Raw genomic sequence first — 23,761 nt, forward strand, 5'->3', positions numbered from 1 at the left:
TTTGGAGGGGTGAACTTCGACGCGTACGCCCGGACCGGAGTTGACCTTGTCAACGCCCGCCTGGACGGCCTCGACGACCTACGGGCTATTTTCCCTGACGACAACGCCTGGATGCGCGACGAGGTCGCGGAGCGCGACCTGGCGGTCTTCCGGCGGATGCAGAAGCGGTTGCGCGACGTCTTCGAGTACGGCACCTCCGGGCGCGACGCCGAGGCGGTGGCCGAGTTGAACTCGCTGCTGGAGGCGTTCCCGGTGCAGCCGCGCATCTCCGGCCACGACTCCAGCGACTGGCACATGCATGTGACCAGCCGGGGCTCCTCGGTCAGCTCGGAATTCCTCGCCGGTGCGGTGTGGGGGCTGTCGGTCTGGCTCTGCGAGTACGGTAGCGCCCGTTTCGGTGTCTGTGCGGACGACCGCTGCGGCAACGTCTACCTGGACACCTCGTCGAACTGCTGCCGCCGGTTCTGCTCGGAGCGGTGCGCCACCCGCTCCCACGTGGCCGCGCACCGGGCCCGCAAGCGGGCGGCCGTGCCGACCCAGACCGATCCGCTGGCCCCGGTGTCCTGACCACCGCTCAGGCCTCGACCGAGCGCTCAGGCCTCGACCGGGCGCTCAGGCTTCGACCGGCGTGGCGCTGAGGTGCTCGCGGGCGAAGGCCAGGGACTCACGCAGGTCCGCCTCGCGGTCCTGCCGGCTCTTCGCGCCCCGGGTGGTCACCTCGACCGCCACCGAGCCGGTGAAGCCCCGCCCGGCCAGCGAACGCAGCAGCTCGGCGCAGGGTTGACCGCCCCGGCCGGGCACCAGGTGCTCGTCCCGGCCCTCGCCGGTGCCGTCACCCAGATGCACATGGGCCAGGCCCGTGCCCATCCGGTCGGCCATCCCCAGGGCGTCCGTGTGCGAGGCGGCGCAGTGCGACAGATCCAGGGTGTACGAGGCGTAGCCGACCGTGGTCGGATCCCATCCGGGCGCGTACGGCACGAACTGCCGACCGGCCATCCGAACCGGGTACATGTTCTCCACCGCGATGTGTATTCCGCCGAACTCCCCGGCCACCTCGTCCAGCCCGTCGGCGAAGGTGCGGGCGTAGTCCCGCTGCCAGGTGAAGGGCGGGTGCACCACCACGGTCGGCGCCTGGAGCGTCTCGGCCAGGATGGCCGAGCGACGCAGCCGCTCCCAGGGGTCCGGGCTCCAGACCCGCTGGGTCACCAGCAGGCAGGGGGCGTGCACGGAGAGCACCGGCACCCCGTAGTGCTCGGCGAGTCCCCGTAGCGCCCCGGCGTCCTGGCTGACGGCGTCGGTCCAGACCATCACCTCGATCCCGTCGTAGCCGAGTTCGGCGGCCAGCTGGAAGGCCGCCGCGGTGCGTTCAGGGAAGACCGAGGAGGTGGACAGGAGTACGGGAACGCGGGAAGTCACACCACCGAGGGTAGCCGCCATCGATTGCACCAAAGCGACGAGAGCTCAGCAATCCGGTCAAAACGGCTGAGGGTGTCACTCTGGCGCCAACCGATCCAACCGATCGAGGATCACTCCCTCACGCAGCGCCCACGGGCAGATGTCCAAAGAGTCGACGCCCAGGCGGCGCATCACCGACTCGGCGACCACCGCACCGGCCAGCAACTGGTGTGCCCGAGCGCGGCTGACCCCCTCCAACTCGGCCAACTGGGCGGGGGCGATGTGCCGGATGAAGCCGAGCACCTGGCGCAGCCCGGCGCGGGTGAGTCGGCGTCGGGTCCGGATGCCGGCTCCGCTGGGGGCGGCCCCGGCCAACCGGGCCAGGGTACGGAAGGTCTTGGAGGTCGCCACCGGGCGTTCCCAGCCCACCTCGGCCATCCGCTCGGCCACCGGTTCGAGCAGGCTCTCCACGTACTCCCGAAGCTCGTCGACCGCCTGGGGTCCCGGCGGCGCCGCGCTCTGCGGATCTACCGCCAGCCGGTCCCGGGTCAGCCGTCCCGCCCCCAGCGGCAGGGAGACCGCCAGGTCGGGGTACTCGTCGGCACCGGCCGCGATCTCCAGCGAGCCACCCCCGATGTCCAGCACCAGCAGCCGACCGGCCGACCAACCGAACCACCGGCGTACCGCCAGGAAGGTCATCCGGGCCTCGTCGGCGCCCGGGAGCACCTCCAGGCGTACGCCGGTGGTCTCCTGAACCCGGGCGAGCACCTCGGCGCCGTTGGTCGCGTCGCGCACCGCGGAGGTGGCGAAGGCGAGCAGTTCGTCGACCTTCAGCGCGGTGGCCGAGGCACGGGCCGCGCCCACCGCCTCGACCAGGGCGTCCGCGCCGGCCGGGGGCAGCGCACCGTCCGGCCCCAGTTGCTCGGCCAGCCGCAGCACCGTCTTCTCGGAGTGCGCCGGCCAGGGATGCCCACCCGGTTGGGCGTCGACCACCAGCAGGTGCACCGTGTTGGAACCGACGTCGAGGACACCCAGTCGCATGGGCCCGACCCTAGGGCAACCCGTTCGCGGCACTGCCCGGCCCACCCGCCCCACCCCGCGTACGCTGGGCCGGGTGACAGGGCAGATCGAACTCCGCGTGCTGGTGGACGACCCGGCGGACCCGCGCAGCCGTGAGGTGCCGCTGGACTTCCCCCGGGAGTGGATCGAATTCGTCGACCCGGCGGACGAGCGGCACCTGGTACGCGCCGATCTCACCTGGTTGCTCTCCCGCTGGACGTGCATCTTCGGTCAGGGCTGCCACGGCATCATCGCCGGGCGGGCCGCCGACGGCTGCTGCTCGCACGGGGCCTTCTTCACCGACTCCGACGACGAGAAGCGGGTCCGGGCGGCGGTCAAGCGACTGACCCCGGCCACCTGGCAGCACTTCCGTCGGGGGTTCAAGAACTGGACCGAGAACGACACCGTGGACGGCAAGAACCCGGCCCGGCGGACGGCCACCCAGGACACCGAGGGACCCTGTGTCTTCCTCAACGACGCGGACTTCCCGGCCGGTGGTGGCTGCGCCCTGCACGCCCAGGCGCTGCGCGACGGGGTGCATCCGCTGGAGTACAAGCCGGACGTGTGCTGGCAGTTGCCGATCCGCCGGGATCAGGACTGGGTCACCCGGCCGGACAACACGAAGGTGCTGGTCTCCACCCTCGCCGAGTTCGACCGGCGGGGCTGGGGCGCCGGTGGTCACGACCTCGACTGGTGGTGCACCTCCTCCACGGACGCGCACGTCGGGGCGGAGCCGATGTACCTGTCGTACGGTCCGGAGCTGACCGCCCTCATCGGCGCTTCCGCGTACGCGAAGCTCGCCGAGCTGTGCGCGACCCGGCTGCGGCAGGGCCTGGCCGCCCCGCACCCCGCCGACCCGGCCTGACCGCGACGACCCGGCCTGACCGCGACGACCCGGCCTGACTGCGACGGCCCGGCCTGACCGCGACGGCCCGGCCTGACTGCGACGATCAGGGCTCGAACTTGTACCCGAGGCCCCGCACGGTGACGATGTGCCGAGGGCTGGAGGGCTCCGGCTCGATCTTGGAGCGCAGGCGCTTGACGTGCACGTCCAGGGTCTTGGTGTCGCCCACGTAGTCGGCGCCCCAGACCCGGTCGATCAGCTGGCCCCGGGTGAGCACCCGCCCGGCGTTGCGCAGCAGCAGTTCCAGCAGCTCGAACTCCTTGAGTGGCAGTTGCACCGCAGCCCCGGAGACCGTGACGACGTGCCGCTCGATGTCCATCCGGACCGGGCCGGCGGCCAGGGTCGCGGAGCCCGACTCCACGGCCTCCACGCTCTGGCGGCGCAGCACCGCCCGGATCCGGGCCACCAGTTCCCGGGGCGAGTACGGCTTGGTGACGTAGTCGTCGGCCCCGATCTCCAGGCCCACCACCTTGTCGATCTCACTGTCCCGGGCGGTGACCATGATGATCGGTACGTGCGAGCGCTGGCGTAGCTGACGACAGACCTCGGTACCGGACATCTCGGGCAGCATCAGGTCGAGCAGCACGATGTCGGCGCCGCTGCGGTCGAACTCGGTCAGGGCCGCGGTGCCCGTGGCGGCCACGGAGACCTCGAAGCCCTCCTTACGGAGCATGTACGACAGGGCGTCGGAGAACGACTCCTCGTCCTCGACCACCAGTACGCGGCTCAACGGCTTTCCTTTCCATTCGCACTCAACTCTGCGGGACCTCGGCCGGACCGGGATCGACACCCACCGACGGCAGGGCGGACAGCAGATCCTCCGGGGGACGGGCGGGCAGTCGGAGGGTGAAGGTCGACCCACCACCCAGGGTGCTCGTCACCTCGACCCGTCCGCCATGGTTGCTGGCGATGTGCTTGACGATCGCCAACCCGAGCCCGGTGCCACCGGTGGCGCGGGAACGGGCCTGGTCGGTCCGGTAGAAGCGCTCGAAGACCCGGTCCACGTCGGTGGGGGCGATGCCGATGCCCTGGTCGGTGACGGCGATCTCGACATGATCGGCCGTGGCCCGGACGGTGACCAGGACGGTGGTGTCCGCGCTCGAGTAGTTGACCGCGTTCTCCACCAGATTCGCCACCGCCGTGGCCAACTGGCTGTCGCTGCCGTACACCGTCAGCCCACGCTGCCCCTCGACCGCCACGGTGATCCGTCGGGCGGTGGCCGCGGTCCGGGTGCGGTCCATCACCTCGGAGATCACCCAGTCCACCGCGACCGGTTCCGGGGCGGGCTGCGGTTCGGCGCCCTGCAACCGGGTCAGCTCCAGCAACTCCTGCACCAGCCGGCCCAGCCGGGTCGACTCGTGCTGGATCCGTTCGGCGAAGCGACGCGCGGCGACCAGATCCTCGGATCGGTCCGGCGGCCCGGCGCTCGTCGGCTCGGTGGCGTCCAGCAGGGCCTCGGCCAGCAGTTGCAGCGCGCCGATCGGCGTCTTCAATTCGTGACTGACGTTGGCCACGAAATCCCGGCGGACCCGGGCCAGTCGATGGGATTCGGTGACGTCGACCGCCTCCACGGCCACATGGCCGTTGCCCAGCCCCATCGCCCGCAGGTGCACCCCCAGCGGGTTCTCCCCGCCGTTGTCGCGGCCCCGGGGCAGGTCGAGTTCGATCTCGCGACGCACCCCGGTGCGTCGGACCTGCCCGGCCAGGGTACGGACCAACGGGTGCGCGACGACCGAACCCGGCTGCGCCCCGGTACGCAACAGCCCCAACGCCCGGGCTGCGGGGTTGACCAGCACCGGCAGGTCCTCGGCGTCGAGCACCACGACCCCCGCACGCAGCGAGTCGATCGCTCGTCGACCCAGACCGGCCTGCACATCCTCGACGATCGGGTGCCTCCCCTTACCGAACCGGAGCCGGTCCCATCCCCTGCGGGGGGAGCCGCCCGGACCAGGCGCCTCGGGCAGCAGTCGGGACAGCCAGAGCCCGACGACCACCCCGGCCGCCAGCGCCCCGGCCACTGCCGCCGCCACTGCCCACGTCACTCGGTGATCGTAGGGTCAATGCTGATCCCACTACCGGACGAAAGGGGCGAAGCACGCTCACTTCCGGGAAAGTTCACCTTCCCGTCCGGCTCAGTTCACCGGCGTTCACCTCCGGGCCTCCCAGCGGCCCTAACTTGGGCGCCGACCTGCGCAAAAGCACCACCGGCCGAGACCGGCCGGCCGCGACGACTGACAGGACGTGAGCATGCGCGACGAGTTCCGGGCCGAACTGCAAGCCGTCAGCCATCTGCTGGTGGAGATGGCCGAGGGTGTACGGGCGGCGCTACGACAGGCGACCCGGGCCCTGCTCGCCGCCGACCGGCGGGCCGCCGAGACCGTCATCGAGCAGGACGCCCAGATCGACGAGCTGTACCGGCAGGTGGAGGAGCGGGTCTGTGACCTGCTGGCCCGTCAGGCCCCGGTCGCCTCCGACCTACGGGCCATGATCACCGCCCTGCATGTGGCCGCGGACCTGGAACGGATGGGCGACCTGGCCGACCATGTGGCCAAGACCGCCCTGCGCCGCCATCCCTCCCCGGCGGTGCCGGCGGAACTGCGGCCGGTCTTCACCGACATGGCGACCATCGCCGACCGGATGGCGGAGAAGATCGCCGCCGTGCTGGCCCACCCGGACGCCGATCTCGCCGCCGAACTGGACAGCGACGACGACGCGATGGACGAACTCCACAGGGGCCTGTTCGGGGTGCTGCTCGGCGCGGACTGGCCGTACGGGGTGGAGACCGCCATCGACGCCACCCTGCTGGGCCGCTTCTACGAGCGGTTCGCCGACCACGCGGTCAACAGCGCGGAACACGTCGTCTACCTGATCACCGGCAAACCCGCCTGAGGTGCAAGGAAGGGCCCCCTGTTAACGCCTCGCGTATAGCAGGGGGCCCTTCTTAACAACGGAAAAGCTCAGCGGCCCTGGTTGGCTACCGCGGCGGCGGCCGCCTTGGCCGCCTCCGGGTCCAGGTAGGTGCCGCCGAGGGTCTGCGGACGCAGCTGCGGGTCGAGGTCGTAGCGCAGCGGAATCCCAGTGGGGATGTTCAGCTTGGCGATCGCCTCGTCGCTGATCTGGTCCAGGTGCTTGACCAGGGCGCGCAGCGAGTTGCCGTGCGCCGCCACCAGCACCGTCCGACCGGCCAGGATGTCCGGCACGATCGAGTCGTACCAGTACGGCAGCATCCGCTCGACGACGTCCTTGAGGCACTCCGTACGGGGCATCAGCTCGGTCGGCAGCAGCGCGTACCGCGGGTCGCCCACCTGAGACCACTCGTCATCGTCGGCGATGGGTGGGGGCGGGGTGTCGTACGAGCGGCGCCAGAGCATGAACTGCTCCTCGCCGTACTCCTCCAGGGTCTGCTTCTTGTTCTTGCCCTGCAAGGCGCCGTAGTGCCGCTCGTTGAGCCGCCACGACCGACGCACCGCGATCCAGTGCCGGTCGGCGGCGTTCAACGCCAGTTCGGCGGTACGGATGGCGCGGCGCATCACGCTGGTGTGCACCACGTCCGGCAGCAGGTCGTGTTCGCGCAGCAGCTCGCCGCCGCGGCGCGCCTCGTTCTCGCCCTTCTCGGTCAGGTCCACATCGACCCAACCGGTGAAGAGGTTCTTGGCGTTCCAGTCGCTCTCGCCGTGCCGCAACAGGACCAGCGTCCCGACGGTGGGTCCCTCGCTCGCTGTCATGCCGATCATCCTGCCGTAACCCGGGAACGTACGCGCGGGAAGGGTCGTGACGACCACCACGTGGAAAACGGGATGACCTTGCTCTCGCAGCGCCACTAAGTTGTAAGGGTTCATTGGATCATCACTCATTACGGACGGGGGCGCCGGCGTGCGTGCGGCAAAGGGCTGGCTCCAGGACACCACCGGTGGTTTGCCGAAGATCTTCTGGTACCTGTGGACCGGCACCCTGATCAACCGGCTCGGCTCCTTCGTCCTCGTCTTCCTAGCGATCTACCTGACCCAGGAACGCGGATTCTCCGCCTCGCAGGCCGGCGTCGTGCTGGGCCTCTGGGGAGCCGGCGGCGCGGTCGGCGCCACCGTCGGCGGCACCCTGAGCGACCGGTGGGGACGGCGACCGACCCTGCTCACCGCCCACCTGGGCGGCGCGGTCATGATGCTCGCGCTGGGCTTCGCCCACGAACTCTGGGCGGTCGGGCTGGGTGCCCTGCTGCTCGGCCTGTTCGCCGAGGCGGCCCGCCCGGCCTTCGGCGCGATGATGATCGACGTCGTGCCCGAACGTGATCGACTGCGGGCCTTCTCGCTCAACTACTGGGCGATCAATCTGGGCTTCGCCTGCGCCGCAGTGCTCGCCGGCTTCGCCGCCCAGGCCGGCTACCTCCTGCTGTTCGTGATCAACGCGGCCACCACGCTGGTCACCGCCGTGATCATCTTCGTCAAGGTGCGGGAGACCCGGACCATAACGGTCAGTACCCGAGCCAGTGCCGCCCCCGTCGGCGCCTTCCGCGCCATCCTGAACGACCGGGTCTACCTGTGGTTCGTGGGGCTGAACCTGCTCGGCGCGCTGGTCTTCCTCCAGCACATCTCGATGCTGCCGATCGCGATGGCCGACTCCGGGCTGAGCCCGGCCACCTACGGCTCGGTGATCGCGCTCAACGGGGTCCTCATCGTGGTCGGCCAACTCTTCGTACCCCGGCTGATCCGGGGGCGCAGCCGGTCGCACGTCCTCGCGCTGGCGGCGGTGGTGATGGGCCTCGGCTTCGGCTTGACCGCCTTCGCCGACACGGCCTGGTTCTACGGGCTGACCGTGTTGATCTGGACGGTCGGCGAGATGCTCAACTCACCCTCCAACGCCACCCTCATCGCCGAACTGTCCCCGAGTGAACTGCGGGGCCGCTACCAGGGCGCCTTCTCCCTCTCCTGGCAGTTGGCCGGCGCGATCGCGCCGATCCTCGGCGGCCTGGTGCGGGAACAGGCCGGCAACGCCACGCTGTGGTTCGGCTGCGCCGGCATCGGCCTGGTGATGGCGGTGGGCCACCTGGTGTCCGGGCCGGCCCGGGAGCGGCGGGCCCTCGCACTGCGTACCACCGGGGCCGGGTCCCCGCCCGCGACCCTGAAGACGGCCGAGCCGGTCGCGCCCAGCGGCGGCTAGGCCCCGCACCCTCGGCGCGGAAAACGCGATGCGCCCGGCGCGTGGGCACCGGGCACATCGTGTCGTACGTTACGACCGGCGGCGGCGGGCGGCACTCACCCCCGTAAGCGACGCCCGCTCGCGCCGCCGGTCCAAACAGGTGGACACCGTCCCCCAACGGTGTTGATCCACCCGTCCTCCGACACCTCACCTGGTGCACAGATCTGCGCGATCTGCCGCTCCCCCGAACGGTTCCAAGCGTGGTGCGGTGCAATAAAGCTAGTTCGCCCCGTGGGCCGGATTCAACCTGATGGGCTGTCTCGCCCGTCACAGCGGCCCTGTCCCCTCCAGAGGGCTGCTCCCTCCCGGCCAACAGCGCATACCCGGCCGGGATTCCCGCAAACCTGCTACCCGTCCTCCCGATCGGGTGACTCGGTACGGAAGAAGTTGCTCTGCCGACCGTCACGCAGCTGCTCCTGGTAGATCAAGTTCAGCCGCCGCAGGTCGAAGGTGTGGAACCAGTCATCCCAGCTGATCTCGCGGATCCGGCCACCCTCCCGATAACCCGGGATGTTGAAGGTCAGCACCCCGACCCGGCCCTCACGTTCGGTACCGCTGATCGTGGCCGGCTTCGCCCCCCGCTCCCGGGCCCACCGTTGGATCACCTCATGGTTGGTGGTGACCAGGCTCCGACCCGGCCGCTCCGGCCGGTCCTGCAACGAGGAGATCACCTGCGAGGACCGGGCGGAACGGGCTGTCGACCTGCCGGTCCGCACCCCGCCACCGGCCGGTGCCGCCTTGGCTGCGGTGCGGGCCGGTGCCGTCTTCACTGCGGCACGGGCTGGGGCCACCTTCGCCGCGCCACGGGCAGGTGCCGTCTTCACTGCGGCACGGGCTGGGGCCGTCTTCCGCGCGGCACGGGCTGGGGCCTGGGTGGTCGTGCGGGTCGTCGTACGCGCCTTGGTGGTGCCGGTAGCGGCCTTGCGGGGCGGCGCGGACTTGCGGGCGGCGGTGGCCTTGCCCGCCGAGGTGGCCTTCGCGGCCGGTGTCGTCTTACGGGGGGCCGCCTTCCGGGCCCCGGTGGTGGTCGTCCGGGCGGTAGCCGTCGTCGTGCCGGCGGTGCCGGCCTTGCGGGCGGCCGTCGTCGACTTGCGGGCGGTACCGGTCTGTCGGGTGGTGCCGGTTGCCGCTGACCGCGCCGGGCCGGTCCGCTTGGCGGGCGTGGCCTTCGCCCGGCCCGCCGTGGTACGGGTCTGCGTCGTCCCGGCACTCCTCGTGGTGCTGGCCCGACCGGCCGGTCCACTGCTGCCGCGGGCCGCCCCGCCCGACCGGAGGGTACTGGCCAGCCTCTTCACCAGTTCCGGCTTACGCAGGGCGGAGATGCCGGAGACCCCGTACCGACGCAACTGGCCCCGGATGTCGTCCACCCGCATCCGGGAGATCTCCGATTCGGAGATCCGTGGTGTGTTCGGGGTCTGGTTGCCTGCCTGCCGTTTGGTCCTGGTCGCGGTCCCGCCGCGACCAGTGCTACTTCGCTGAGCCATGGACGCTCACGCTCCTCGACACTGGAGTCTCGGCGCACGGCGGGTCCCAAAGCCGCACCGCGCGCTGCGGCTTACCCAGCAGAACCGCGCTAAACCACGAATCGGGTACCGCAGTCCCGGTCAGGACCGATCCGGGCCCCCCGCCGGCACGCCGCCGTCGCCGGTCTCGGCGGGTTCGGCGGGTTCGGTGCCGGTCGCCTCCGACGGCTCGAACAGATGGGCGAAGGCCGCGAGGTTGGCAGTCGATTCGCCCCGCTTGACCCGCCATTCCCACTCCCGGCGGATGGAACTACCGAAGCCGATCTCCAGCATGGTGTCGAAGGACTCGTCGGCGTAGCTGAGCACCGCGCCGAGCAGACGGTCCAGCTCGTCGGCGTCGACTCCGGCGGGATTGACCCGGCCGGTGAGGTAGATGTCGCCGGCCGCGTCGATGGAGAACGACACGGCGTACATCCGGGCGTTCCGCTGCAACAACCAGGCCCAGAGTTCCTCACGCCGCTCGTCCGGCTGGCGCATCACGAACGCCTCGATCCGCAGCGCGTGCTCACCGACGATCAGGTTGCAGATCGTCTTGAGCTTGTGCGTACCGGGCAGGGTCACCGCGTACGAGCCGGGACCGGTAACCGCGCAGGGCAGTTCCCGTTCGGCGCAGACCGACTCGATCAGAGCACCCAGGTCACTCATCCGATCAACTCTACGGCCGCCCGGAGGACACCGCCCGTCGCCAGACCCCGGCCACCCTCAAGCCACCGCCCTGACGCCTCAGCAGGAGGCGGCCAGGGCGGAGGTCAGGTGGGCGCGGTGGGTCACCAGGGCCTCGCCGTAGACGGCGAGCAGGCCTTCGGCGGTGCGGTGCCAGGAGAAGTTACGGGCATGCTGGGCGGCACCTACCGCCAGTCGCGCTCGGCGGGATCGGTCCGGCAGCAGACCGGCCAGGGTGTGCGCCCAGTCGACCGGGTCATGGCTACCCACCAGCACCCCGCTGACCTGGTCCCGTACCGCGGTCACCAGGCCGCCGACGGCGGCGGCCACCACCGGGGTACCGCAGGCCTGGGCCTCCAGAGCGACCAGGCCGAAGGATTCGTTGTGCGAGGGCACCGCGACCAGATCGGCCGCCTGGTACAGCAGGGGCAGCTCAGCCCCGGTACACGGTGGCATGAAGTGCACCCGGTCGGCGACGCCGAGCGAGGCGGCCAACTCGATCAGGGCGGTGGGCCGGTCGAGTCCGCTGCCGCTGGGCCCACCGCAGATCACCACGGAGACCTCACCGGCCAACGCGGGATCATGCTGGCGCAATGCCGCGATCGCCCGGATCAGCACGTCCGGGGCCTTCAGTGGCTGGATCCGACCCACGAAGGCCACCAGGTGACCGGTGGTGGGCAGGCCCAGTCGGGCGCGGGCCGTACGGGTGGCGGCGTCCCGGTCACCGGCCGGAGGGCGGAAGCGGTCCAGATCCACCCCGGGCTCGACCACGGCCACCCGGGTCGGGTCGGCCGCGTACCGGTCGATCAGGTCCTGGGCTTCCACCCGGGTGTTCGCCACCAGCCGGTCGGCCTCGGCGACCACCTGTTCCTCGCCGATCACCCGGGCCTTGGGTTCGGGCCGGTCCCCGGCCGCCAGCTGGGCGTTCTTGACCTTGGCCAGGGTGTGCGCGGTGTGCACCAGCGGCACCCCCCAGCGGTCCTTGGCCAGCCAGGCGACCTGGCCGGAGAGCCAGTAATGGGAGTGGATGAGGTCGTAGTAACCCGGCGGGCGGGCCGCCTCGGCCCGCAGTACCCCGGCGGTGAAGGCGCAGAGCTGACCGGGCAGTTCCTCCTTGGTCAGCCCCTCCAACGGACCGGCCATCACGTGCCGGACGTGCACCCCTGGCACGACCTCCACCACCGGGGGCAGGTCACCCGAGGTGGCGCGGGTGAAGATCTCCACCTCGACGTCGGCCTCGGCCAGCCGCCGGGCGACCTCCAGGATGTAGACGTTCATGCCGCCCGCGTCCCCGGTGCCCGGCTGGTGCAGAGGTGAGGTGTGCACCGAGAGGGTTGCGATCCGCCGAGGTCGCGGCCACGGCAGGGCACCTCGCTGACGACCGACACCGGTGTGCAAATCCGCCACTTCTGCTCCCTAAGCCAGGGTTGATGCCGTACTGCACGACCGACGTGCCTCTGCGTCAACCTCCGCGCCAGATGCCATCTTCCCGATCGGCGGCTGGTAATACGTCGCCCAGGGGCCACGGGCGTGATCGACCTCATCGCGGGGGTAGCCGGGGTATGCCCCCTCGACAGGGGCGAGAATGGCCGGATGAGTCGTGTCGCCATCGTCACCGGAGCTTCCAGCGGGATCGGGGCCGCCACCGCACGCCGACTGGCCGGCGAGGGATTTCACGTGCTGGCCGCCGCCCGGCGTACCGACCGGTTGGCCGAACTGGTCGCCGGGATCACCGCCGAGGGTGGCAGCGCCACGGCGGTGGCCTGTGACGTCACCTCGGAGGAGTCCGTGGCGGCCCTGGCGCGGGCCGCGCAGCAGGCGCCCGGTCCGGTCACCCTGCTGGTCAACAACGCCGGTGGGGCACGCGGTCTGGAGCCGGTGGAAGCCGGGTCGGTCGGCGACTGGCAATGGATGTACGACGTGAACGTGCTGGGCACCCTGCGGGTGACCCAGGCCCTGCTGCCCACACTGGAGTCCTCCGGCGCCGGCACGATCGTCATCGTCTCGTCGACCGCCGGCTTCACGGTGTACGAGGGCGGTGGCGGTTACACCGCCGCGAAGCACGCCCAGACGGCGATCGCCGGCACCCTGCGGCTGGAGTTGTGCGGCCGACCGGTACGGGTGATCGAGATCGACCCGGGCATGGTGAAGACCGACGAGTTCTCCCTGGTCCGTTTCGGCGGTGACGCCGACCGGGCGGAGGCGGTGTACGCCGGGGTAGCCGAGCCCTTGGTCGCCGAAGATGTGGCCGACTGCATCGCCTGGTGCGCTACTCGACCCCAGCATGTGAATGTGGACCGTCTCGTGGTCCGTCCGCTGGCGCAGGCCGCCCAGCACAAGGTGCATCGCACGAGCGGAGCCTGAGGAAGGCGGCATGCCGACGCGGGCGTCCCGGCCGCTCGGGGTGATCACCCGGGGCACGACCAACCCCAACCGGCTCCGACGGGTGGACAACTGGATCGTCGACACCTGCGGCGAGATGCTGCGCTCCGCACCGGACCCCCTCGTGGTCGACCTCGGGTACGGCGCCAGCCCGGTGACCGTGGTGGAGTTGCGCGCCCGGCTGGCCGTCGGGGTACGCCCCGACGTACGGGTGGTCGGGCTGGAGATCGACCCTGGCCGGGTGGCCGTCGCCCAGGCCGCCGCCGACCCACCCGGCCTGACCTTCGCCCGGGGCGGGTTCGAACTGGCCGGCCTGCGCCCGGTCCTGGTGCGCGCCTTCAACGTGCTGCGGCAGTACGACGAAGCTGAGGTGGCCGGCGCCTGGGCCCTCCTCACCGCAGGGCTGGCGCCTGGCGGCCTGCTCGTCGAGGGCACCTGCGACGAGTTGGGTCGCCTGGCCACCTGGGTGCTGCTCGATGCCACCGGCCCACGCTCGCTGACCCTGGCCGCCCGGCTGTCCACCATGCAGACCCCGGCCGAACTGGCCGAACGCCTACCCAAGGCCCTGATCCACCGCAACGTCCCCGGCGAACCCATCCACGCCCTGATCCGCGCCCTGGACGACGCCTGGCAGGCCGCCGCCGCGTACGCCCCGTACGGCCCTCGCCAACGCTGGCTGCACACCGTGGCCGCCGTCCGCGCCCAGGGCTGGCCCATCCTCCACCGCCCCCGCCGCTGGCGCCTGGGCGAACTGACCCTCCCCTGGCCCCCCATCGCCCCCAACGCCCCCACCCCAACCACCCCACTTCGGACCAGGTGATCAAGAGGTTTGCGTCTGGAAAATCGCCTTCGGCGACGCAAACCTCTTGATCAACGCCGGCAGGGGGTGGGGTGGGCGACGCCGGCAGGGGGTGGGGTGGGCGGCGCCCGGTGGGTTAGAGGGTGCAGTTGATCAGGACGGGTTCGGGGTGGAGGGTTACCGCGAAGCGGGCTTGGACGCCGTCGCGGATCTCGCGGGCCAGGGTCAGCAGGGCCTGGGTGGTGGCGGTGCCGGTCTGGTTGGTCAGCGCCAGGGTGTGCTTGGTGGAGATGGCGACCCCCTCGGGGCCGGGATAGCCCTTGCCAAAGCCGGCCTTGTCGATCAGCCAGGCGGCACTGACCTTGACCAGGTCCCCGGCGCCCGGCCAGGCGGGCGGCTCACCCAGGTCGGCGGCGCGCTGCCGCAGCACCTCGTATCCGGCCGGGTCGAGGATCGGGTTGGTGAAGAAGGAGCCGACCGAACGGGTGTCCGGGTCCGAGGGATCCAGCACCATCCCCTTGCCGGCCCGCAGGCGCAGCACGGTCTCCCGGGCGTGCGCCAGCGGCACCCGGTCACCGACCTCCACGCCTAGGGCGCGGGCCAGTTCGGCGTACCGGACCGGGCCGGACAGCGGCGAGCGGGCCAGTCGGAAGTCGACAGCCAGCACCACCCAGCGCTCGCTGTACTTGAAGATGCTGCCCCGGTACGCGAAGCCGCAGTCGGCCGCCACCACCTGACGGACCGTCCCGGCGATGCGGTCGTACACCTGCACGCCGACGATGGTCTCGGCGACCTCCTGCCCGTACGCCCCGACGTTCTGGATCGGGGTGGCACCCGTGGAGCCGGGGATGCCGGACAGGCATTCCAGCCCGGACCAGCCGTTGCGCACCGTAGTGGCGACCAGGTCGTCCCAGGGCTCGCCGGCCTCCACCCGGATGGTCACGGTCCGCTCGTCCTCGGTCAGCACCCGCAGACCCCGGGATCGGACGAGGACCACCGTGCCCGGGAAACCGGCGTCGCCGATCACCACGTTGCTACCCCCGGCGAGGAGCAGTACGGGCTCGCCCGCCTCGCGTACGTGAGTGACAATCTGGTCGGAAGTGGCTGCGGTGACGACCCGCGTGGCCGGTCCGCCGAGGCACAATGTGGTGTATTGCGACAGATCACCCCGAATAGCGGGTTGGGCGGCGGCTGTCGGCTGGGCGTAGACGTCAGACACAGCTTTCACCCTAGGCTGAGAGGCAGCCGCGGCACCCACTGGTGGCCGGGTCACCCCCGGGAGGATGGCGATGAGCAGAATGCACGGCTCCAAGGACTTCTGGATCGGCGCGCTCCGGGCGGAGGGCCCGGCGTTCGCCGCCGCGGTGGCCGAGGCCCCACCCGAGACACCGGTGCTCTCCTGCCCCGGCTGGACGGTGACCGACATGGCCCTGCACCTCACCGGCATCTACCAGTGGGTACGCGCCGTGGCCGGCGCGGGCCGGACCACCGCGCCGGAGCAGCCCAGGTCGCAGCGCCCGGAGCCCGTCCCGGGGCTCACGGCCGCGCAACAGTGGCAGCAGGCGTACGACGATCTGATGGTCCTCTTCGACACCCTGGACCCGGAGGCCCCGGCCTGGAACTGGGCCCCCCAGCCCAAGAAGGCCGGCTTCTGGCCGCGCCGGATGGCGCACGAGACGGCGTTGCACCGCTGGGACGCCCAACTCGCCATCGCCGCCGGTGACCCGATCGAGGCCAAGCTGGCGGCCGACGGGGTCAGCGAGGTGCTCGACACCTGGCTGCCGGCCGGTCGGCGCGCGGCCACCGGTCAATGGCGGGGGTTGGTACGCCTCAGCGCGACCGACGCCGCGCAGGAGTGGTACCTGCGGCTACGCGGCGAGGGGGTGGCCCTGCTGGACACCGGCACCATCCTCGACCACGACGAGCACCACGCCCGGGTGCACGTCAGCGGCACCGCGAGCGACCTGCTGCTGGCCCTCTGGGGACGGGTCAGCTTCGAATCCCTGACCGTGGCCGGCGACCCCACCCTGCTCGACGGAGTACGCACCGGCTGACCCCACAGATCAACACCGTTTCGCCGGAATGGCGGTTACCGGACCTCTAGGTAACCGCCATTCCGCCGTAACGGCGAAAGCACACCCGTCGACGGCTCGTGGCCGTTCTGTGACCTCTGGGCGAGAGAGCGCTCTCTTGACACCTCCCGACGGGGAGCGCAGGCTACGTGAGAGCGCTCTCTCACAATCCCGCACCGCCACCTGGACACCTGAGAGGGGTCACCAGACCATGGGCACCTTTACCCGCCACCGCCTCGCGGCGGTGGCCCTGGCAACGATCGGTGCACTACTCGCCACCAGCGGCTGCGCCGGCGACGACGCGGCCGACGACGGCCAGATAACCCTCACGGTCGACGTCTTCGGACAGCTCGGCTACGACCAGCTCTACCAGGAGTACATGGACGCCAACCCCGGAGTGAAGATCGTCGAACGGGGCACCGGCAGCAACCTGGACGAGTACTCGCCCCGGCTGACCCAGTGGCTCGCCGCGGGCAAGGGCGCCGGGGACGTCGTCGCCATCGAAGAAGGTCTGATGGTCGAGTACAAGGCCAACCCGGACAACTTCGTCAACCTGCTGGACCACGGCGCCGGCGAACTCAAGGGCAACTTCCTGGAGTGGAAGTGGAACCAGGGGCTGACCGCCGACGGGCAGAAGCTGATCGGGCTCGGCACCGACGTGGGTGGCATGGCGATGTGCTACCGCACGGATCTGTTCGCCAAGGCGGGGCTGCCCACCGAGCGTGACGAGGTCTCCAAGCTCTGGCCGACCTGGGAGGACTACATCGGGGTCGGCGAGCGGTTCAAGGCGGCGAACACCGGCGCCTCGTTCCTGGACGCGGCGACCAACACCTTCAACACCATCGTGTTGCAGACCGCCGGCAAGGCGCAGGGCTACCACTACTACGACACCAGCAACAACCTCGTGGTGGACAGCAACCCGGCGGTCAAGCAGGCCTGGGACACCACCATGAAGATCATCGGTGCGGGCCTGTCCGGCAAGTACGGCTCCTGGTCGGAGGAGTGGGTCTCGGCCTTCAAGCAGGCCAAGTTCGCCACCATCGCCTGCCCGGCCTGGATGACCGGGGTGATCGAGGGCAACGCCGGCACGGAGGCCAGTGGCAAGTGGGACATCGCCCGGGTCCCCGGCGACGGCGGCAACTGGGGTGGCTCCCACCTGGCCGTACCGGCCCAGGGCAAGCAGAAGGAAGAGGCGATCAAGCTGGTCAAGTTCCTGACCAGCCCGCAGGGGCAGATCGGTGCCTTCAAGGCCAAGGGCCCCCTGCCCTCCTCACCGCAGGCCCTGAACGACCCGGCGATCGCCGAAGCCACCAACGCGTACTTCTCCGGAGCGCCGATCGGGACGATCTTCGCCGAGGGTGCCAAGACCCTGAAGCCGGTCTACATGGGCCCGAAGAACCAGGCGGTCCGCACCGAGGTGGAGAACGCCGTCCGCACCGTCGAGCTGGGGCAGCGCACTCCCGAACAGGGCTGGCAGGACGCCGTCACCAACGCCAAGAAGGCTGCCGCCAAGTAACCGGCCCGACAGCCGCCACCCCCGCCGCCGATCCGGGCCCGCCACCTTCGCCGGGCGTACGCGATGACCGGCCGGATCGGCGCGGGGTGGGGCGTGGAGAGGAGTCAACGGGTCATGGCGTTGCAGCTCGACGCGCGACCGCCGGCCGGGCCGACACCGGGCCGGTCCCGCCTGTCGCGGGCCGGCCGGCTGAGCCGGATCGACGCGAAGTACTCGCCCTACCTGTACATCGCCCCGTTCTTCGTGGTCTTCGCGATCTTCGGGGCCTGGCCGCTCGCGTACACCTTCTGGGTCTCTCTGCACGACTGGGACCTGCTCGGCAGCGATCCCACCTTCATCGGGGTGGACAACTACACCCGGCTGCTGGCCGACGGCGACTTCTGGCACGCCGTGGTCAACACCCTGGGCATCTTCGTCATCAGTACGGTGCCCCAGTTGCTGCTGGCGCTCTGGCTGGCCAACCTGCTCAACCGTCAACTGCGGATGCGTACCGGCTGGCGGATGGCGGTGCTGGTGCCCAACGTGACCTCCACGGCCGCGGTGGCGATCGTCTTCGGGGTGTTGTTCGGCCGCGAGTTCGGGATGGTCAACTGGCTGCTGGACCTGGTCGGCGTGGACGGGATCGAGTGGAAGTCCAACCGGTTCGCCTCCTGGGTGGCCATCTCGGCCATGGTCGACTGGCGGTGGACCGGCTACAACGCCCTGATCTTCCTGGCCGCCATGCAGGCCATCCCCCGCGACCTGTACGAGGCCGCCGCGATCGACGGGGCGAACCGGGCCCGGCAGTTCTGGTCGGTCACCGTGCCGCTGCTCAAGCCGACGATCATCTTCTGCGTCATCATCTCCACCATCGGTGGGCTGCAACTGTTCACCGAACCCCGGTTGTTCCACTCCGGCACCAACCCCATCCGTGGTGGGCCGCTGCGCGAGTCGCAGACGATGACGATGTACATGTTCGAGAACGCCTTCGCGCCCTATTACAACTTCGGCTACGGCTCCGCGGTGGCCTGGCTGCTGTTCGCCCTGATCGCCATCGTCGCGGCGATCAACGTACTGATCATCCGCCGGGTCGGATCGGGTGCCCGGCCCCCCAGGGGCGAGCGGAAGGGAGGCTCCCGATGAGCCGACTGTGGCGGGCCAGCCCGCTGACCTACGGCGCGTTGATCGCCGCCGGATTCCTGTCCCTCTTTCCGATCTACTGGATGTTCGTGGTGGCCAGTCGCTCCAGCGACGCGATGGGGCAACTACCCCCGCCGGTCACCCCCGGCGGCAACCTGGGTGCCAACATCTCCCGACTGTTCGCCAACACGGACGCGTACTTCCTGACCGGCCTGATCAACTCGGCGATCGTGGCGACCACTGTCACCTTCTCGGTGGTGTTCTTCTCCTCCCTGGCCGGGTTCGCCTTCGCCAAGCTGCGGTTCCGGGGCAGCAACGCCCTGCTGATGGTCATCATCGCGACGATGATGGTGCCCACCCAGCTCGGCATCATCCCGCTGTACATGCTGATGACCAGGTTGAACCTCAACGACCGGCTGCCCGCGGTGATCCTGCCCGCCCTGGTCACCGGCTTCGGGGTGTTCATGATGCGGCAGTACGCCGGTCAGGCGATCAGCACCGAGCTGATCGAGGCGGCCCGGGTGGACGGTTGCGGCACCGCCCGGATCTACTGGAACGTGGTGCTGCCCGCGCTGCGGCCGGCCATCGCGGTGCTGGGGCTACTCACCTTCATGACCACCTGGAACGATTTCCTGTGGCCGTACGCGGTGCTCAACGATCCGGAGAATCCCACCGTGCAGTTGTCCCTGCGGGCCCTTTCCGACGGCTACTACCAGGACATGTCCCAGGTGTTCACCGGTACGGCAATCGCCACCCTGCCGCTGTTGCTGGTGTTCGTACTGTTCGGACGCCAGATCATCGGCGGAATCATGGAAGGTGCGGTCAAATCGTGAGTGGAATCCGGTTCCCGGAGAATTTCCTGTGGGGGGCGGCGACTGCCGCCTATCAGATCGAGGGGGCGGCCCGCGACGACGGACGCGGGGAGTCGATCTGGGACACCTTCTGCCGCACCCCGGGAAAGGTGTACGCCGGGCACACCGGTGACGTCGCCTGCGACCACTACCACCGGTACGCCGAGGACGTGGCGATGATGGCCGAGCTGGGTCTGCGGGCGTACCGGTTCTCGGTGTCCTGGCCCCGGATCCAGCCCGACGGCAGCGGCCCGGTCAACCCCCGTGGGCTGGACTTCTACGACCGGCTGACGGACACCCTGCTGAGCCGGGGCATCGACCCGATCGTCACCCTCTACCACTGGGACCTGCCGCAGAACCTGCAGGACCGGGGCGGGTGGACGGCGCGGGAGACCGCGGAACACTTCGCCACCTACGCCGCCGCCGTGTACACCCGGCTGGGTGACCGCATCACCACCTGGACCACCCTCAACGAACCCTGGTGCTCGGCGTACCTGGGCTACGGCAACGGGGTGCACGCCCCGGGGGTGCAGGATCCGGGGGCCGCCTTCAGCGCCGTACACCATCTGTTGCTGGCGCACGGCCTGGCCACCCAGGCACTGCGCGCGGGCGGCGCCGGGCGGGTCGGCATCACCCTGAACCCGGCGGACGTACGCCCGGCCGACGCGGACAGCGCCGCCGACGCCGAGGCGGTACGCCTGGTCGACGGCCTGCACAACCGGATCTTCCTGGATCCCCTGCTGGTCGGCGGCTACCCCGAGGATGTCCGCGAGCACGTGGCCCGGATCGTCGAGCCGGTGTTCATCGCCGAGGGCGACGAGAAGATCATCGCGGCGCCGATCGACCTGCTGGGGATCAACTACTACGCCCCGACCTATGTCGCCGGGCGGTCGGACGGCGCGGGTGGCGGCGGCGCGTACCCGGGCACGGCGGGTGCGGTGGAGTTCCTGCCGCCGGTCGGTCCGCTCACCGACATGGGCTGGATGATCGAACCGGCTGGGCTGACCCGGCTGCTGGAACGCATCGCCACCGACTACCCCCCGGTGCCGCTGATGATCACCGAGAACGGGGCGGCGTTCCCGGACAAGGGCACCTCGGACGCCACCAGCCCGGTGCACGACGAGGACCGGATCGCGTACCTGGACGGGCACCTGCGTGCCGCCCACGAGGCCATCGCCCGGGGAGTGGACCTGCGCGGCTATCTCGTATGGTCACTGCTGGACAACTTCGAGTGGGCCGAGGGGTACCGCAAGCGATTCGGAATCGTGCACGTCGACTACCTCACCCAACGGCGTACACCGAAGTCCAGCGCCCGGTGGTACCAGGAGGTGATCTCCCGGAACGGGCTGTGACGAGGCGGTGATCTCTCCGATGACGGGCGCACAACGGCCCACTCTGGAAGCGGTGGCCCGGCGGGCCGGGGTGTCCCGGGCCACCGTGTCCCGGGTGGTGAACGGTTCCACCACGGTCGCCGAGCCGATCCGGGAGGCGGTTCGTCAGGCGGTGGCCGAGTTGGGGTACGTGCCGAACCTGGCCGCCCGCACCCTGGTCACCCAGCGGACCGACTCGATCGCCCTGGTCATGCCGGAGGAGGCCACCCGGGTCTTCTCCGACGACCAGGTCTTCCCCGGCATCATCCGGGGGGCCGCCCAGGAGTTGGAGGCCGCCGACAAGCAGTTGGTGCTGATGCTGGCCGGCTCACCGGCCGGGCACGAACGGGTCGAGCGGTACACCACCGGGCGGCACGTCGACGGGGTGCTGTTCGCCTCCCTGCACGGTGCCGATCCGCTGCCCGCCCGGCTCGCCGCGCTGGGCATCCCGGTGGTGTGCAGCGGTCGGCCCCTGGACGGCGCGGACGTGCCGTATGTCGACGTCGACCAGGTCGGCGGGGTCACCAAGGCGATCCGGCACCTGATCGACAGGGGTCGCCGCCGGATCGCCACCATCGCCGGGCCGCAGGACATGGTCGCCGGCATCGAACGGCTGGCCGGCTACCGGGACACCATGGCCGCCGCCGGGTTGCCGCAGATGGTGGCGGTCGGCGACTTCACCCGGGAGTCCGGCGCGGCGGCGATGCGCGAACTGCTCACCGACCACCCCGACCTGGACGCCGTCTTCGCCGCCTCCGACCTGATGGCGCACGCCGCCCTGCGGGCGTTGCGCGAGGCCGGACGGCGGGTGCCGGAGGATGTCGCCGTGATCGGTTTCGACGACATCGAGACCGCCGCGTACACCGAGCCGCCGCTGACCACCGTGCGTCAGCCGATCGTGGAACTCGGTCGACAGGGCACTCGTCTGCTGCTGCGCCTCGCGGCCGGCGAGGAGGTCGAACCCGCCCTGATCCTCCCCACCGAACTCATCCTCCGCGACTCCGCCTGAGGTGCAAGGAAGGGCACCTTGTTAACGCCTCCGGTAGAGCAAGGGCCCCTTATTAACAAACCCTTATCGCGTGGCACCCGGCTCGGCGGGCGGCTAGCCTGCCCCGCATGTCCCACCCGGTTCGCCTGCTGCCCGTTCCCGCGCTCGCCGACGTCGCCCCGTACGCCTATCTGGCCACCGTGGAACCCGGCACCCGCCTGGTCTTCACCGCGGGCGCCTGCCCGCTCGACGCCGAAGGCCGGACGGTCGCCCCCGGCGACCACGCGACCCAGGCCCGGCAGGTGATGGCCAACCTGGAGACCGCCCTGGCCGCCGCCGGGGCCACCCTTGCCGACGTCGTCAAGAGCACGGTGTACGTGGCCACCACCCGCCAGCAGGACCTGGTCACGGTCTGGGAGGTGGTACGGGCGGCCTTCGGCGACCACGCGGCCCCCAGCACCCTGCTAGGGGTGACCGTGCTCGGCTACTCCGGCCAACTCGTCGAGGTCGAGGCGATCGCCGCCGTCCCCGCCTCCTGAATTCGCTTTCTGGGTGCGTCTGTTGTCGTCAGGCGACAACAAACGCACCCAGAGGCCCCGGTCAGAGGGTGGCGGACACCCGTTCGGCGGTGGCGTGGGTGTCGGGGCCGAAGAGCACCAGCCGGGCCTCGGTGAGGTTGGTCGGGGTGGCCGCGCGCAACACCGTCAGGGCCTGGCGGACCGCGTCCTCGACCGGCCAGCCGTACACCCCGGCGGAGATCAGCGGGAAGGCGATGCTGGTAGCGCCCAGGTCGTCGGCGACCGCGAGGCTGTTGGTGTAGCAGTCGCGCAGCAGCCCCGAGCGGTCCTCGCTGGCCGACCAGACCGGGCCTACGGTGTGCACCACCCAGCGGGCCGGCAGGTCACCGGCGGTGGTCGCGACCGCCTGCCCGGTCGGCAGGCCCCGGCCGTAGCGGGAGGCGCGCAGCGCCCGGCATTCGGCGAGGATCGCCGGGCCGCCCCGGCGGTGGATGGCACCGTCCACCCCGCCGCCGCCCAGCAGGGAGGAGTTGGCGGCGTTGACCACCACCTCCACCCGCTCGGCGGTGATGTCCCCCTCGACCAGGGTGATGTCCATGGGTCAGTCCTCCGTGACGGGTTGGCCGAGGGTGTGGCGGGCGAGCAGGGTGGCGCCGGCGATCGCGGCCGGCATGAGCACCACCGCCCCGAGCGGGATCAGGAAGCAGACGAAGACCGCCATCCCGAAGCCCAGAGCGGTGGGACGGTCGACCTTCAAAGCCGCCCGGCGCTCCCGCAGCCCTTTGCCCCGCCGGTAGAAGGGCGCGCCGACCAGTTCCATAGCTAGCAGCCAACCACCGACGGCGGCACCCATCACCGGTACCACGGTCTGGCCCAGCAGCGGAATGAACCCGGCCGCGAACAGCGGGATGCCGAACAGGGCCGCCAGGGCGACCAGCTGAATCGAGTCGATGATGCTGCGCCGCAGGGACGCCCAGAACGGCACCTCGACCGCGTCGGGCGCCCCGCCGTACCGCTGCTCCACCCGCTCGGAGATCTTCTCGTAGAAGGGGTCGCCGATGACCAGGGTGACGGCCGTGAAGGTGAGCACGGCGAGCAGGCCGCCCAGGCCGAGGATGGCCAGGGCGGCGATCACCCGGAACGCTCTGCGGGTCGCCGTCGACCAGTCCTCCGCGAAGGGGGTCACCGCCGTGGCCAGGTCGCCGACGAAGAAGAACAGGGCGGCGTACGCGGCCAGGAACAGCACGCCGGAGATCAGTGCCGGCACCACGCCGAGCAGCATCAGACCGGGATTGCGTACGTAGAGACCGATGCCACGCAGCAGGAACCCGGCACCACCGGCGAACCGCCGCGCGGTGCTCGTGGCGGTGCCGGACATCTCGGAAACGTTCACGCCGCTGAGCCTAGTC

Annotated in this window: 23 protein-coding genes and 1 pseudogene; 13 read left to right on the forward strand and 11 right to left on the reverse strand. The window is 70.7% G+C overall.

The annotated features are described in order from the left end of the window. Positions 1-9: 9 nt before the first annotated feature. Positions 10-567 (forward strand): CGNR zinc finger domain-containing protein, encoded by a 558-nt coding sequence (locus ACLQ2T_RS03875; protein WP_425764583.1) that lies wholly within the window; start codon positions 10-12, stop codon positions 565-567. A gap of 45 nt (positions 568-612) precedes the next feature. Here ACLQ2T_RS03875 and ACLQ2T_RS03880 read toward each other — a convergent pair whose 3' ends face one another. After that, complete coding sequence (locus tag ACLQ2T_RS03880) at positions 613-1,416, reverse strand: sugar phosphate isomerase/epimerase family protein (protein ID WP_425764585.1); 804 nt, start codon at positions 1,414-1,416, stop codon at positions 613-615. Positions 1,417-1,491: 75 nt separating this feature from the next. After that, the gene (locus ACLQ2T_RS03885) at positions 1,492-2,436 is read right to left on the reverse strand and encodes a Ppx/GppA phosphatase family protein (RefSeq protein WP_425764586.1); all 945 of its coding nucleotides are present in this window, start codon (positions 2,434-2,436) and stop codon (positions 1,492-1,494) included. 73 nt (positions 2,437-2,509) lie between these two features. Between ACLQ2T_RS03885 and ACLQ2T_RS03890 the strand changes: the two genes are divergently transcribed. Next, positions 2,510-3,319: a hypothetical protein gene (locus ACLQ2T_RS03890; protein WP_425764587.1), complete on the forward strand. Its 810-nt coding sequence runs from the start codon at positions 2,510-2,512 to the stop codon at positions 3,317-3,319. An 85-nt stretch (positions 3,320-3,404) separates the two neighbouring features. Here ACLQ2T_RS03890 and ACLQ2T_RS03895 read toward each other — a convergent pair whose 3' ends face one another. Continuing rightward, positions 3,405-4,088, reverse strand: coding sequence for a response regulator (locus tag ACLQ2T_RS03895; protein ID WP_425764588.1), 684 nt, complete (start codon positions 4,086-4,088; stop codon positions 3,405-3,407). A gap of 22 nt (positions 4,089-4,110) precedes the next feature. Continuing rightward, positions 4,111-5,400, reverse strand: coding sequence for an ATP-binding protein (locus ACLQ2T_RS03900; RefSeq protein ID WP_425764589.1), 1,290 nt, complete (start codon positions 5,398-5,400; stop codon positions 4,111-4,113). A 205-nt stretch (positions 5,401-5,605) separates the two neighbouring features. Between ACLQ2T_RS03900 and phoU the strand changes: the two genes are divergently transcribed. Further along, complete coding sequence (phoU, locus tag ACLQ2T_RS03905; RefSeq protein WP_425764590.1) at positions 5,606-6,247, forward strand: phosphate signaling complex protein PhoU; 642 nt, start codon at positions 5,606-5,608, stop codon at positions 6,245-6,247. 68 nt (positions 6,248-6,315) lie between these two features. On the opposite strand, the gene ACLQ2T_RS03910 is transcribed toward phoU, so the two are convergent. Next, positions 6,316-7,083 carry a phosphoglyceromutase gene (locus ACLQ2T_RS03910; protein ID WP_327023925.1) on the reverse strand — a complete coding sequence of 256 codons (768 nt, stop codon included), beginning with the start codon at positions 7,081-7,083 and terminating at the stop codon, positions 6,316-6,318. Positions 7,084-7,231: 148 nt separating this feature from the next. On the opposite strand from ACLQ2T_RS03910, the gene ACLQ2T_RS03915 reads away from it, so the two are divergent. Then, complete coding sequence (locus ACLQ2T_RS03915; protein WP_425764591.1) at positions 7,232-8,512, forward strand: MDR family MFS transporter; 1,281 nt, start codon at positions 7,232-7,234, stop codon at positions 8,510-8,512. 386 nt (positions 8,513-8,898) lie between these two features. Here ACLQ2T_RS03915 and ACLQ2T_RS03920 read toward each other — a convergent pair. The 3 genes and pseudogenes from ACLQ2T_RS03920 to mshA form a co-directional block, all read right to left on the reverse strand. Continuing rightward, positions 8,899-9,501 (reverse strand): annotated as a pseudogene (locus tag ACLQ2T_RS03920) (hypothetical protein); the annotation flags it as partial. A gap of 654 nt (positions 9,502-10,155) precedes the next feature. Beyond that, a complete protein-coding gene (locus ACLQ2T_RS03925; protein ID WP_425764592.1) occupies positions 10,156-10,719 on the reverse strand; it encodes a YbjN domain-containing protein in 564 nt (187 codons plus the stop codon). Between the two features lie 78 nt (positions 10,720-10,797). Continuing rightward, the gene (gene mshA / locus ACLQ2T_RS03930; protein WP_425764593.1) at positions 10,798-12,144 is read right to left on the reverse strand and encodes a D-inositol-3-phosphate glycosyltransferase; all 1,347 of its coding nucleotides are present in this window, start codon (positions 12,142-12,144) and stop codon (positions 10,798-10,800) included. A 186-nt stretch (positions 12,145-12,330) separates the two neighbouring features. Between mshA and ACLQ2T_RS03935 the strand changes: the two genes are divergently transcribed. Beyond that, positions 12,331-13,101 carry an SDR family NAD(P)-dependent oxidoreductase gene (locus ACLQ2T_RS03935; RefSeq protein WP_425764594.1) on the forward strand — a complete coding sequence of 257 codons (771 nt, stop codon included), beginning with the start codon at positions 12,331-12,333 and terminating at the stop codon, positions 13,099-13,101. 10 nt (positions 13,102-13,111) lie between these two features. Further along, positions 13,112-13,939, forward strand: a complete 828-nt coding sequence (locus ACLQ2T_RS03940; RefSeq protein WP_425764595.1) for a class I SAM-dependent methyltransferase — start codon at positions 13,112-13,114, stop codon at positions 13,937-13,939. Between the two features lie 115 nt (positions 13,940-14,054). Here the strand turns inward: ACLQ2T_RS03940 and ACLQ2T_RS03945 are convergent, their stop codons facing one another. Further along, complete coding sequence (locus ACLQ2T_RS03945; RefSeq protein ID WP_425764596.1) at positions 14,055-15,137, reverse strand: UDP-N-acetylmuramate dehydrogenase; 1,083 nt, start codon at positions 15,135-15,137, stop codon at positions 14,055-14,057. A 70-nt stretch (positions 15,138-15,207) separates the two neighbouring features. On the opposite strand from ACLQ2T_RS03945, the gene ACLQ2T_RS03950 reads away from it, so the two are divergent. The 7 genes from ACLQ2T_RS03950 (at position 15,208) to ACLQ2T_RS03980 (ending at position 22,373) form a co-directional block, all read left to right on the forward strand. After that, entirely contained in the window at positions 15,208-15,972 is a 765-nt protein-coding gene (locus ACLQ2T_RS03950; protein WP_425764597.1) for a maleylpyruvate isomerase family mycothiol-dependent enzyme, read from the forward strand. A gap of 229 nt (positions 15,973-16,201) precedes the next feature. Continuing rightward, entirely contained in the window at positions 16,202-17,506 is a 1,305-nt protein-coding gene (locus ACLQ2T_RS03955; protein ID WP_425764598.1) for an extracellular solute-binding protein, read from the forward strand. 114 nt (positions 17,507-17,620) lie between these two features. Beyond that, on the forward strand, positions 17,621-18,628 hold the full coding sequence (locus ACLQ2T_RS03960; RefSeq protein ID WP_425764599.1) for a carbohydrate ABC transporter permease: 1,008 nt from the start codon (positions 17,621-17,623) through the stop codon (positions 18,626-18,628). Continuing rightward, on the forward strand, positions 18,625-19,458 hold the full coding sequence (locus ACLQ2T_RS03965; RefSeq protein ID WP_425764600.1) for a carbohydrate ABC transporter permease: 834 nt from the start codon (positions 18,625-18,627) through the stop codon (positions 19,456-19,458). The genes ACLQ2T_RS03960 and ACLQ2T_RS03965 overlap by 4 nt, the downstream gene beginning before the upstream one ends. After that, complete coding sequence (locus tag ACLQ2T_RS03970) at positions 19,455-20,828, forward strand: GH1 family beta-glucosidase (protein WP_425764601.1); 1,374 nt, start codon at positions 19,455-19,457, stop codon at positions 20,826-20,828. Before ACLQ2T_RS03965 ends, ACLQ2T_RS03970 begins: the two co-directional genes overlap by 4 nt. A gap of 19 nt (positions 20,829-20,847) precedes the next feature. Then, the gene (locus tag ACLQ2T_RS03975; protein WP_425764602.1) at positions 20,848-21,855 is read left to right on the forward strand and encodes a LacI family DNA-binding transcriptional regulator; all 1,008 of its coding nucleotides are present in this window, start codon (positions 20,848-20,850) and stop codon (positions 21,853-21,855) included. A 107-nt stretch (positions 21,856-21,962) separates the two neighbouring features. Then, a complete protein-coding gene (locus ACLQ2T_RS03980) occupies positions 21,963-22,373 on the forward strand; it encodes a RidA family protein (RefSeq protein ID WP_425764603.1) in 411 nt (136 codons plus the stop codon). Between the two features lie 61 nt (positions 22,374-22,434). On the opposite strand, the gene ACLQ2T_RS03985 is transcribed toward ACLQ2T_RS03980, so the two are convergent. Together ACLQ2T_RS03985 and ACLQ2T_RS03990 are read right to left on the reverse strand one after the other, a co-directional pair. Further along, positions 22,435-22,950, reverse strand: coding sequence for an O-acetyl-ADP-ribose deacetylase (locus ACLQ2T_RS03985; protein WP_425764604.1), 516 nt, complete (start codon positions 22,948-22,950; stop codon positions 22,435-22,437). 3 nt (positions 22,951-22,953) lie between these two features. Beyond that, positions 22,954-23,730 (reverse strand): EI24 domain-containing protein, encoded by a 777-nt coding sequence (locus ACLQ2T_RS03990; protein ID WP_425764860.1) that lies wholly within the window; start codon positions 23,728-23,730, stop codon positions 22,954-22,956. Between the last annotated feature and the right edge of the window lie 31 nt (positions 23,731-23,761).

This window comes from Micromonospora sp. DT229, assembly GCF_049844505.1.
Lineage (GTDB): Bacteria > Actinomycetota > Actinomycetes > Mycobacteriales > Micromonosporaceae > Micromonospora.